Origin of the sequence: Methylobacterium sp., from assembly GCF_028290105.1 — a bacterium.
GTDB lineage: Bacteria > Pseudomonadota > Alphaproteobacteria > Rhizobiales > Beijerinckiaceae > Methylobacterium.
The window spans coordinates 1-9,347 of the sequence record NZ_JAQGKL010000238.1; the positions used below are offsets into that span (position 1 = coordinate 1).

At 68.0% G+C, this 9,347-nt stretch carries 9 protein-coding genes; 8 read left to right on the forward strand and 1 reads right to left on the reverse strand.

The window, feature by feature from the left end; all coding sequences use genetic code 11:
• The 8 genes from JWQ05_RS16865 to JWQ05_RS16900 all read left to right on the forward strand — a co-directional run.
• The coding region (locus tag JWQ05_RS16865) for a DnaB-like helicase C-terminal domain-containing protein (protein WP_299660697.1) at positions 1-724 on the forward strand (724 nt) is incomplete at its 5' end.
• A gap of 28 nt (positions 725-752) precedes the next feature.
• The gene (gene alr, locus JWQ05_RS16870) at positions 753-1,859 is read left to right on the forward strand and encodes an alanine racemase (RefSeq protein ID WP_299660700.1); all 1,107 of its coding nucleotides are present in this window, start codon (positions 753-755) and stop codon (positions 1,857-1,859) included.
• A gap of 153 nt (positions 1,860-2,012) precedes the next feature.
• Positions 2,013-3,449 carry a DNA repair protein RadA gene (gene radA, locus JWQ05_RS16875; RefSeq protein ID WP_299660702.1) on the forward strand — a complete coding sequence of 479 codons (1,437 nt, stop codon included), beginning with the start codon at positions 2,013-2,015 and terminating at the stop codon, positions 3,447-3,449.
• 136 nt (positions 3,450-3,585) lie between these two features.
• On the forward strand, positions 3,586-4,191 hold the full coding sequence (locus JWQ05_RS16880; protein ID WP_299660705.1) for a CvpA family protein: 606 nt from the start codon (positions 3,586-3,588) through the stop codon (positions 4,189-4,191).
• 107 nt (positions 4,192-4,298) lie between these two features.
• Complete coding sequence (purF, locus tag JWQ05_RS16885; protein ID WP_299660708.1) at positions 4,299-5,789, forward strand: amidophosphoribosyltransferase; 1,491 nt, start codon at positions 4,299-4,301, stop codon at positions 5,787-5,789.
• A 7-nt stretch (positions 5,790-5,796) separates the two neighbouring features.
• Positions 5,797-6,546: an SDR family NAD(P)-dependent oxidoreductase gene (locus tag JWQ05_RS16890; protein WP_299660711.1), complete on the forward strand. Its 750-nt coding sequence runs from the start codon at positions 5,797-5,799 to the stop codon at positions 6,544-6,546.
• 42 nt (positions 6,547-6,588) lie between these two features.
• Positions 6,589-6,996 (forward strand): dihydrofolate reductase, encoded by a 408-nt coding sequence (locus JWQ05_RS16895; protein WP_299660714.1) that lies wholly within the window; start codon positions 6,589-6,591, stop codon positions 6,994-6,996.
• Between the two features lie 71 nt (positions 6,997-7,067).
• On the forward strand, positions 7,068-8,195 hold the full coding sequence (locus JWQ05_RS16900; RefSeq protein ID WP_299660716.1) for a carboxylate-amine ligase: 1,128 nt from the start codon (positions 7,068-7,070) through the stop codon (positions 8,193-8,195).
• Between the two features lie 10 nt (positions 8,196-8,205).
• On the opposite strand, the gene der is transcribed toward JWQ05_RS16900, so the two are convergent.
• The coding region (der, locus tag JWQ05_RS16905) for a ribosome biogenesis GTPase Der (RefSeq protein WP_299660719.1) at positions 8,206-9,347 on the reverse strand (1,142 nt) is incomplete at its 5' end.

Below are 9,347 nucleotides of genomic sequence, written 5' to 3' on the forward strand. Positions count from 1 at the left end.
CAAGAACGGCGGCATCGTCGGGTTCTTCTCGCTGGAAATGTCGGCCGAGCAGCTCGCCACCCGCATCATCGCCGAGCAGTCCGGCGTGCCCTCCTACAAGATCCGCCGTGGCGACATCCAGGACCAGGAGTTCCTGCGCATCTCGGAAGCCGCGCGCGAGATGCAGTCGATCCCGTTCTACATCGACCAGACCGGCGGCATCTCCATCGCGCAGCTCGCCGCACGTGCCCGACGCCTGAAGCGCCAGAAGGGCCTCGACCTCCTCATCGTCGATTACCTGCAACTGCTTTCGGGCTCGGGCAAGCGCAGCGACAATCGGGTGCAGGAAATGACCGAGATCACCACCGGCATGAAGGCGCTGGCCAAGGAACTCGCAGTGCCGATCATCGCCCTGTCGCAGCTCTCGCGTCAGGTCGAGAACCGCGAGGACAAGCGGCCCCAGCTCTCGGATCTGCGCGAATCGGGCTCGATCGAGCAGGACGCCGACGTCGTGATGTTCGTGTTCCGCGAGGAATACTACGTCAACAACAAGAAGCCCCGCGAGGGCACCGAGGAGTTCTTTGCCTGGGAAGCCGAGATGAACCGCGTCCACGGCAAGGCCGAGGTCATCCTGGGCAAGCAGCGCCACGGACCGACCGGTACCGTGGAGTTGCAGTTCGACGCCAACGTCACGCGCTTCTCGAACCTCGCGCAGTCGGACCGGATGCCCGAGCCGCATATGTAACCGGGGCTTCACCGGCCTACATTCAAGGATGGACGCGATTCACGAGCCCACCCACGGCGCCCGCCTCACCATCGATCTCGCGGCCGTCGCGGAGAATTGGCGCCGCCTCGCCGCCGAGGCGCCGGGCGGACGCTGCGCCGCCGTCGTCAAGGCGGATGGCTATGGTTGCGGCCTCGCCCATGTCGCCCCGGCTCTCTGGTCGGCGGGATGCCGGACGTTCTTCGTCGCGCACCTGAGCGAGGCGCTCGCGGCCCGCGCCATCCTGCCGGATGCGGTGATCTACATCCTCAACGGGCTGCTTCCGGGGCTCGGCCCGACGCTGATCGCTCATGATCTGCGTCCGGTTCTCGGCGGGCAGGACGAGCTTGCCGAGTGGGCGCACCTCTCGGATACGGCTGGGCAGAGGCACCCGGCCGCGCTGCACGTCGATACCGGGATGAACCGCCTCGGCGTGTCGGTGGCGGAGGCGCTGGCGCTGGCCGGCGATCCGATCGTCGAGCGGGCAGGCATCGCCCTCCTGATGACGCACCTCGTCAGCGCCGAATTGTCGGGCGATCCCGTCAACGCCCGGCAGATGGCGGATTTCGCCAGGATCCGCTCGGCCTATCCCGGCATTCCGGGTTCGTTCGCCAATTCCTCGGGAATCTTTTTGGGACCGGACGCGCACCACGACCTGCTGCGGCCGGGCTACGCGCTGTTCGGCGGCAACCCGACGCCGTGGAAGCCGAACCCGATGCGCCCAGTGCTGCGGCTGGAGGCTGAGATCGCGCAGGTGCGCGAGGTAGCCGCCGGCGAAACCTGCGGCTACAACGGCCGCTGGCGCGCGGCCGAGCCCCGGCGGCTGGCGACCCTGTCCATGGGCTATGCGGACGGCTACCCGCGCGCAGCGAGCGGACGGGGCGCGGCCCTCGTCGGCGGCGTACGCTGCCCGATCCTCGGATTGATCTCCATGGATCTCATCATCCTCGACGTGACCGACGCGCCGGAGGCGGCACGGGGCGGACGCGCGACCCTGATCGGAGACGGCCTCGACGTCGACACCGTCGGACGTGCCGCCGGCACCATCGGGTACGAGATCCTGACGGGTCTAGGTTCTCGCTATGTTCGCCATTATGTGACAGGACACGACGCCTGATCCCGGCCTGATCCAGGGACGATCGGGCGGCATCCCTCGAGGACCGTCCCCGATCGTCCTGCGACCGAGGCCGATTTCGAGTTTTTGTTTTGGCGCGCGCTCTGAAGCCGAACCGGCTTCCGCTTCTGGTGCAAGCGCTCTGGCGGGTTCGCGATGGCCAAGCTCCAACAGACCTTCGTCTGCCAGTCCTGCGGGGCGGTCTACAATCGCTGGCGCGGGCGGTGCGAGGCCTGCAACGGCTGGAACACGATCGTCGAGGAAACCGGCGCCACCGGTCCGCAGGCGGGACCGGTCAAGACCCGGCCGAGCCGGGCCCGGGGACGCGTGTTCGCGCTGGAGGGCCTCACCGGCGAGGTCAAGGAAGCGCCTCGCATCCCGTCCGGTATCAACGAACTCGATCGGGTCACCGGCGGCGGCTTCGTGCGCGGTTCGGTGATCCTCATCGGCGGCGACCCCGGCATCGGAAAGTCGACGCTGCTGATGCAGGCCTCGGCCGCCATGGCGCGCACCGGCGAACGGGTCGTCTACATCTCGGGGGAGGAGGCGGTGGCGCAGGTGCGCCTGCGCGCCGAGCGCCTGGGCCTGACCTCGGCCGCCGTCGAACTCGCGGCCGAGACGAATGTCGAGGACATCGTCGAGACCCTGTCGCAGGGACGGCCCCCGGCACTGGCGATCATCGATTCGATCCAGACCATGTGGACGGAAACCGTCGAATCGGCGCCCGGCACGGTCACGCAGGTGCGAGGCTCGGCCCAGACCCTGATTCGCTTCGCTAAGACCACCGGCACCGCCGTGATCCTCGTCGGCCACGTCACGAAGGACGGGCAGATCGCGGGCCCGCGCGTCGTCGAGCACATGGTCGATGCCGTGGCCTCGTTCGAGGGCGACCAGGGTCACCATTTCCGCATCCTGCGCGCCGTGAAGAACCGGTTCGGGCCCACCGACGAGATCGGCGTGTTCGAGATGACCGACATGGGGCTCGCCGAGGTGCCAAACCCCTCTGCGCTGTTCCTGGCCGGACGAGACCATGCCGCCCCCGGCACGGCGGTCTTTGCCGGCATGGAAGGCACGCGGCCGCTTCTCGTCGAGATCCAGGCACTGGTCGCCCCATCCTCACTCGGCATGCCGCGCCGCGCCGTGGTGGGCTGGGACCCGAATCGCCTCTCGATGGTGCTGGCGGTGCTGGAAGCCCATGGCGGCATCCGGCTCGGCACGCACGACGTCTATCTCAACGTCGCCGGAGGCCTGCGCATCTCGGAACCCGCCGCGGACCTGGCGGTCGCCGCCGCCCTCGTCTCCTCGCTGTCGGGCGCGACGCTGCCGCCCGAGACGGTCTATTTCGGGGAGATCGGCCTGTCGGGCGCCATCCGCCCCGTCGCACAGGCCCCGGCCCGCCTGAAGGAAGCGCTGAAGCTCGGCTTTGCCAAGGCGATCACGCCGCAGGGGCGCGGCGAAGGTGGCGACACCGCACTTCCCACGGAGGCGCTGCGCCACATCGCCGATATGGTCGCGGGCGTTGCCAGCAGCGGCACGCGCCGTGTTGGCGCGCGGCGCGGCAACAACCCGCCGGATTACGGTGACGACGACTGAGGGCGGCAGTTCGGTCCACCGGCGCTCACGCCAGGGTGACGGCCGAGTTTCCGCAGGATATACGAGGTGGCGGCCGGGAAGCCGCACGATTTGCTGATCGTCGCCCCTCCGCCCCATGAAGTGACAATCGCCAGAGATGCCGTTCTCCATTCTCGATCTCGTTGTGCTGGGTATCGTCGTGGTCTCGGCGCTGTTGGCCGCCGTGCGCGGCGCGACGCGTGAAGTCCTGGCCATCATCGCCTGGGTGGCCGCCGCGGCCGTGGCGTGGAAATTCCATCCCCTGCTTCTGCCCACCGTCAGCCAGCACGTATCGAACGCCACGGTCGCCCTGGTCGCTTCGATCGCGGTGATCTTCCTCGTGATGCTGATCGTGGTGTCCATCGTCACCGTGAAGGTGTCGGACATGATCCTCGATTCGCGCATCGGCGCCATCGACCGGTCGCTGGGCTTCCTGTTCGGCGCTGGACGCGGCTTCCTCATCTGCGTGATCGCATGGGTGTTCCTGGCTTGGCTGGTGCAGGGCAAGATGCCGCCCTGGGCGTCGGACGCGCGTAGCCGCCCGATGCTGGAGAAGTCCGGCGAGGCGCTGGTGGCGCAATTGCCCGAGAATCCCGAAGGGCTCCTGAAGCAGTTCAAGAAGCCGAAGACCGAGGCGCCCGCCGATCCGGCGGAGCCGCCGGAGGGTGAGATTCCGCCCCAGCGCCGCACGGAAGCACCAGCCACGCCCGCTCCGCGACGCTGATCTGCGTCGCCGCCCGCTTGGTGGCGGCGCGAAGGCCGATTACATGACGCTTGCCTGACGGTGCCCGGATGGGGCTCGCGTGGGGCCAAGCAGGGAACGACATCATCATGTCTGCACGCACGTCGAGCGCCCGCCACCCCGCCGAGGTCGTGGACGGGCTCGACCGCGACGGCGATACGCTGCGCGAGGAATGCGGCGTCTTCGGCATCTTCGGCCATCCGGACGCCTCCGCCATCGTGGCGCTGGGGCTCCATGCCCTGCAGCATCGCGGCCAGGAGGCGGCGGGCATCGTCTCCTTCGACGGCGCCGTCTTCCATTCCGAGCGCCGGCCCGGCCTCGTCGGCGATTCGTTTTCGGACCGCTCGACCATCGAGCACCTCGAAGGCCCCGCCGCCATCGGCCATGTCCGCTATTCCACCACCGGCGGAACCATCCTGCGCAACGTCCAGCCGCTCTTCGCGGAGCTTGCCAGCGGCGGTCTCGCGGTCGCCCATAACGGCAACCTCACCAACGCCCTGTCGATCCGCCGCGACCTCGTTCGCGACGGTGCCATCACCCAATCGACTTCCGACACCGAAGTGATCCTGCATCTGGCCGCGCGATCACGCGCGCCACGCATCGTCGAGCGCTTCACCGAGGCCCTGCGCCAAATCGAGGGCGCCTATGCCATCGTGGCGCTGACCAACAAGAAGCTCATCGGCGCCCGCGACCCGATGGGCATCCGCCCCCTGGTGCTCGGCGAACTCGACGGCCGCTACATCCTGGCCTCCGAGACCTGCGCCCTCGACATCATCGGTGCCAAGTTCATTCGCGACGTCGAGAACGGCGAGATCGTGGTGATCTCTGAAGACGGCATCGAGTCGATCCGGTTCGCCCCCGCCCGGAAGATGCGTCCGTGCATCTTCGAGTACATTTACTTTGCGCGACCCGATTCGGTCGTGAACGGCAAGAGCGTCTACGCGGTCCGCAAGAACATCGGCCATGAACTCGCCCGCGAATCGGCGACCGACGCCGACGTGGTGATCCCGGTGCCGGATTCGGGCGTTCCCGCCGCCCTGGGCTTCGCGCAGGAGACCGGCCTGCCCTTCGAGATGGGCATCATCCGCAACCACTATGTCGGGCGCACCTTCATCCAGCCGACCCAGTCCGTGCGTGAACTCGGCGTGCGCATGAAACACTCGGCCAATCGCGCCGTTGTGGAGGGCAAGCGCATCGTCCTCGTGGACGACAGCCTCGTACGCGGCACCACGTCGGTGAAGATCGTGCGCATGATGCGAGAGGCCGGCGCCAGGGAAGTCCACTTCCGCATCGCCTCGCCGCCGATCACCTATCCGGATTTCTACGGCATCGACACGCCGGAGCGCGAGAAGCTGCTCGCCGCCACCCACGATCTCGAGGGGATGCGCCGCTACATCGGCGCCGATTCGCTGGCCTTCCTCTCCATCGACGGCCTCTACAAGGCGATGGGCGAGGAGCGCCGCGACGCGACCAACCCGCAATACACCGACCATTGCTTCACCGGCGACTACCCGACTGGCCTGACCGACCTCGCCATTGCGGGGCCGCGCCGCCTCGCCATGCTGGCGGAAGCCGATTGATCCGCCGATGAGCACCTTCGACAAGCCTCTGGCCGGTCGCCTCGCCGTCGTCACCGGTGCCTCGCGCGGTATCGGCCGCGCCGCCGCACTCGCCCTGGCGGAGGCGGGCGCGCACATCATCGCCGTGGCGCGCACGCAAGGTGGGTTGGAAGAACTCGACGACGCGATCCGGCAGGTCGGTGCGAGCGCCACGCTCGTCCCGCTCGACCTCACGGATTACGATGCCATCGACCGCCTGGGTGCGGGCATCCACGAGCGCTGGAAGCGCCTCGACATCTTGGTCGGCAATGCCGGCATCCTCGGCAACCTCACGCCGATCGGGCATGTGACGCCCAAGACCTGGGCGCAGGTGATGGAGATCAACGTCACCGCGAATTACCGCCTGATCCGCTCGCTCGATCCGCTGCTGCGGATGTCGGACGCGGGCCGCGCCATCTTCGTGACCTCGGGCGCGGCGCAGAAATGCAAGGCCTATTGGGGGCCTTACTCCGTCTCGAAGGCGGCCCTCGACGCGCTGGTCCGCACCTACGCCGCCGAAACTGCGACGACCAACGTGCGGGCTATGCTGCTCAACCCTGGCCCCTTGCGCACCTCCATGCGCAAGGCCGCGATGCCGGGCGAAGACGAAACCACGCTGAAGACGCCCGAGGACCTCGCGCCGCACTTCGTGCGCCTCGCGCGCCCGGACTTTGACGAAACGGGCAAGATCTACGATTTTCCAAGCGATCGCGTGCTGACGCCGCAGATGGCGAGCTGACACCCGCACCGGCGATCCCGTTCGCCCCTTCATGAGAGCCACATGATCGACGTTCGCTGCATCTGCGCCATCGGCCTTCGCGGACAGCTCGGCCTGAACGGTCATCTCCCATGGGAGGGCAACACTGATCCGCTCTTCGTGGAAGACGTGACGCGTTTCTTCGCCGTCACCATGGGCCACGTCCTGATCGCGGGGCCGAAGACCATCGCGTCGGTCCCCGACTTCGCGTTCAAGGACCGCACCATCGACGTCATCCGGAGCCATGAGGACCCGGAAGCCGTACTCGCGCGCTATCCCGGCCGGCGCATCTTCGTCGGCGGCGGCATCACTGTCTGGAACGTCTACGCCAAGTACATCCAGCACTGGGACATCACCCGCCTGCCCTACGACGGCGAGGCCGACCGCTGGTTCGACCCGGCCTGGCTCGTCGGTGGCCCCCTGCGGACCTGAGGGCACAAACCGCGCCCTGGAGTGTTGAAGGGAGCACGCAACCGGCAAAGCTCTCACCGGCAAGGCTTCCGATGACCTCAGCACCCTACAGCTTCGGCATCGAGGAGGAATACTTCCTGGCCGATGCCGAGACGCGCGGGACCCCTCGCCGCTCGGTCAAGGCTTTCCACGACCAGGCCGGCGAGGAGCTGCCCGAGATCGGGCGCGAACTGCTCGAGTGCCAGGTCGAGGTCTGCACACCGCCCTCGACCAATTTCGCGCAGGCACGGGATGTGCTGTCCCAGCAGCGCGCGGCGTTGGCCAGGCTCGGAGGGGAACACGGGTTGCTGGTCTTTGCCGCAGGCACGCATCCGGTGGCGGATTGGGCGCAACAATCGCCGACGAAGGGCGACCGCTACCGCAGCATCCTGCGCGATGTGGGTCTCGTCGGGCGCCGCAGCCTGATCTGCGGCATGCACGTCCACGTCGAGGTGCCGGACCCCGGCCGGCGCGTCGACCTGATGAACCGGCTCCTGCCCTACCAGCCGATCCTGCTGGCACTCTCGGCGTCCTCTCCGTTCTGGCAAGGCAAGCCCACTGGTCTCAGCGCCTATCGCCTCAGCGCCTTCGGCGAGTTGCCGCGAACCGGCCTCCCCGAGATCTTCGCCGATCCAGCGGCCTACGAGCGCTACGTGCGCATCATGACCCGGGCCGGGTCGATCCAGGACGCGAGCTTCCTGTGGTGGTCGCTGCGTCCCTCGATCAAGTTCCCGACGCTCGAATTGCGAATCGCCGATTCCTGCACCCGTCTTGAGGATGCGCTGACCATCGCAGCACTCTATCGGTGCCTGGTTCGGCTCGTGTCTCGCCTTCCCGACCTGAACGCCGGTCTCGACGGCGTCTCCCGGGCGCTGGCGCAGGAAAACCTCTGGCGGGCCCAGCGCGGCGGGACGGAGGCGGAACTAATCGACGAGGCGAGCGAGGAAGCCCTGCCCTTCGGACGGGCGCTGGAAAACCTGCTCTCGCTCATCGCCGAGGACGCGGAGGCGCTCGGCTGCGAAGCGGAGGTGGCGCAGGCGCGCCGTATCGTCGAACACGGCACCAGCGCCGCATGCCAGATCGCGACCTACGAGGCTGGCCGCGATGGCGATACGTCGGGTCGTCGGGCCGTCGACGCGGTGGTGGACTGGCTGGCCGCGACGACCAGCGGCTCGGCATGAGCCGAAGGGTTCAGCCCCGGTTTTCCTTGTCGAACGGGTTCTTCGAGGTCCGCAGCGAGAGCCGGATCGGCGTGCCCGGCAACTCGAAGGACTGGCGCAGACCGTTGACGAGGTAGCGTGTGTAGGATTTCGGCAGGCCGTCGAGCTGGTTCCCGAACAGGGCGAAGTGCGGCGGGCGGCTCTTCACCTGCGTGGCGTAGCGGATCTTGATGCGGCGCCCCGACACCGCCGGCGGCGGGTTGCGCTGCGTCGCCTCGCTCAGCCAGTCGTTGATGCGCGAGGTGGAGATGCGGGTGCTCCAGATCTCCTCGGCGCTCGTGACCGCCTGCATCAGCTTGTCGATGCCCTCGCCGGCCAGCCCCGAGAGCGGCACCACGGAGACGCCGCGCACCTGCGGCAGCAGGCGCGTGCAATCCTCGCGCAGCTTCTTCAGAAGGCCGTTCTGATCGGCGACGAGGTCCCACTTGTTCAGGCCGATGACGAGGGCGCGGCCCTCGCTCTCGATCAGGTCGACGATGGTCAGGTCCTGTTTCTCGAACGGGATCGTGGCGTCGAGGAGCACCACCACGACTTCCGCGAAGCGCACGGCGCGGAGGCCGTCGGACACGGCGAGCTTCTCGAGCTTGTCGTCGATGCGCGCCTTGCGGCGCATGCCGGCGGTGTCGTGCAGCTTGATCCGGCGGCCGTACCATTCCCAGTCGAGGGAGATCGAATCGCGCGTGATGCCGGCCTCGGGGCCGACGAGGAGCCGCTCCTCGCCGAGCATCCGGTTGATCAGCGTCGACTTGCCGGCATTGGGTCGTCCGACGATGGCGACCTTGAGGGAGCGGTTCGACGGATCGTCGTCGTATTCCTCGTCCTCGTCGTCGGATTTCGGCAGGTTCTCGATGAGCGCGTCGTGCAGTTCGCCGATGCCCTCGCCGTGCTCGGCCGAGAACGGAATCGGATCGCCAAGCCCCAGGGAGAACGCCTCGTAGGCCCCCGACATGCCAGCCCCCCCTTCCGCCTTGTTGGCGATGAGGATAACGGGGCAGCCGGCCCGGCGCACCATGTCGGCGAAGGGCTGATCGGCGGGCAGCACGCCGGCGCGCGCGTCGATGACGAACAGCACCACGTCCGCCTCGAGGATCGCGGCCTCGGTCTGCGCACGCA

Excerpts from the sequence above, each read along its gene's own strand:
- JWQ05_RS16880 (WP_299660705.1), top strand. The coding sequence starts at position 3,586 with ATGCCGTTCTCCATTCTCGATCTCGTTGTGCTGGGTATCGTCGTGGTC.
- radA (WP_299660702.1), top strand. The coding sequence starts at position 2,013 with ATGGCCAAGCTCCAACAGACCTTCGTCTGCCAGTCCTGCGGGGCGGTC.
- purF (WP_299660708.1), top strand. The coding sequence starts at position 4,299 with ATGTCTGCACGCACGTCGAGCGCCCGCCACCCCGCCGAGGTCGTGGAC.
- JWQ05_RS16895 (WP_299660714.1), top strand. The coding sequence starts at position 6,589 with ATGATCGACGTTCGCTGCATCTGCGCCATCGGCCTTCGCGGACAGCTC.
- alr (WP_299660700.1), top strand. The coding sequence starts at position 753 with ATGGACGCGATTCACGAGCCCACCCACGGCGCCCGCCTCACCATCGAT.
- JWQ05_RS16890 (WP_299660711.1), top strand. The coding sequence starts at position 5,797 with ATGAGCACCTTCGACAAGCCTCTGGCCGGTCGCCTCGCCGTCGTCACC.
- JWQ05_RS16900 (WP_299660716.1), top strand. The coding sequence starts at position 7,068 with ATGACCTCAGCACCCTACAGCTTCGGCATCGAGGAGGAATACTTCCTG.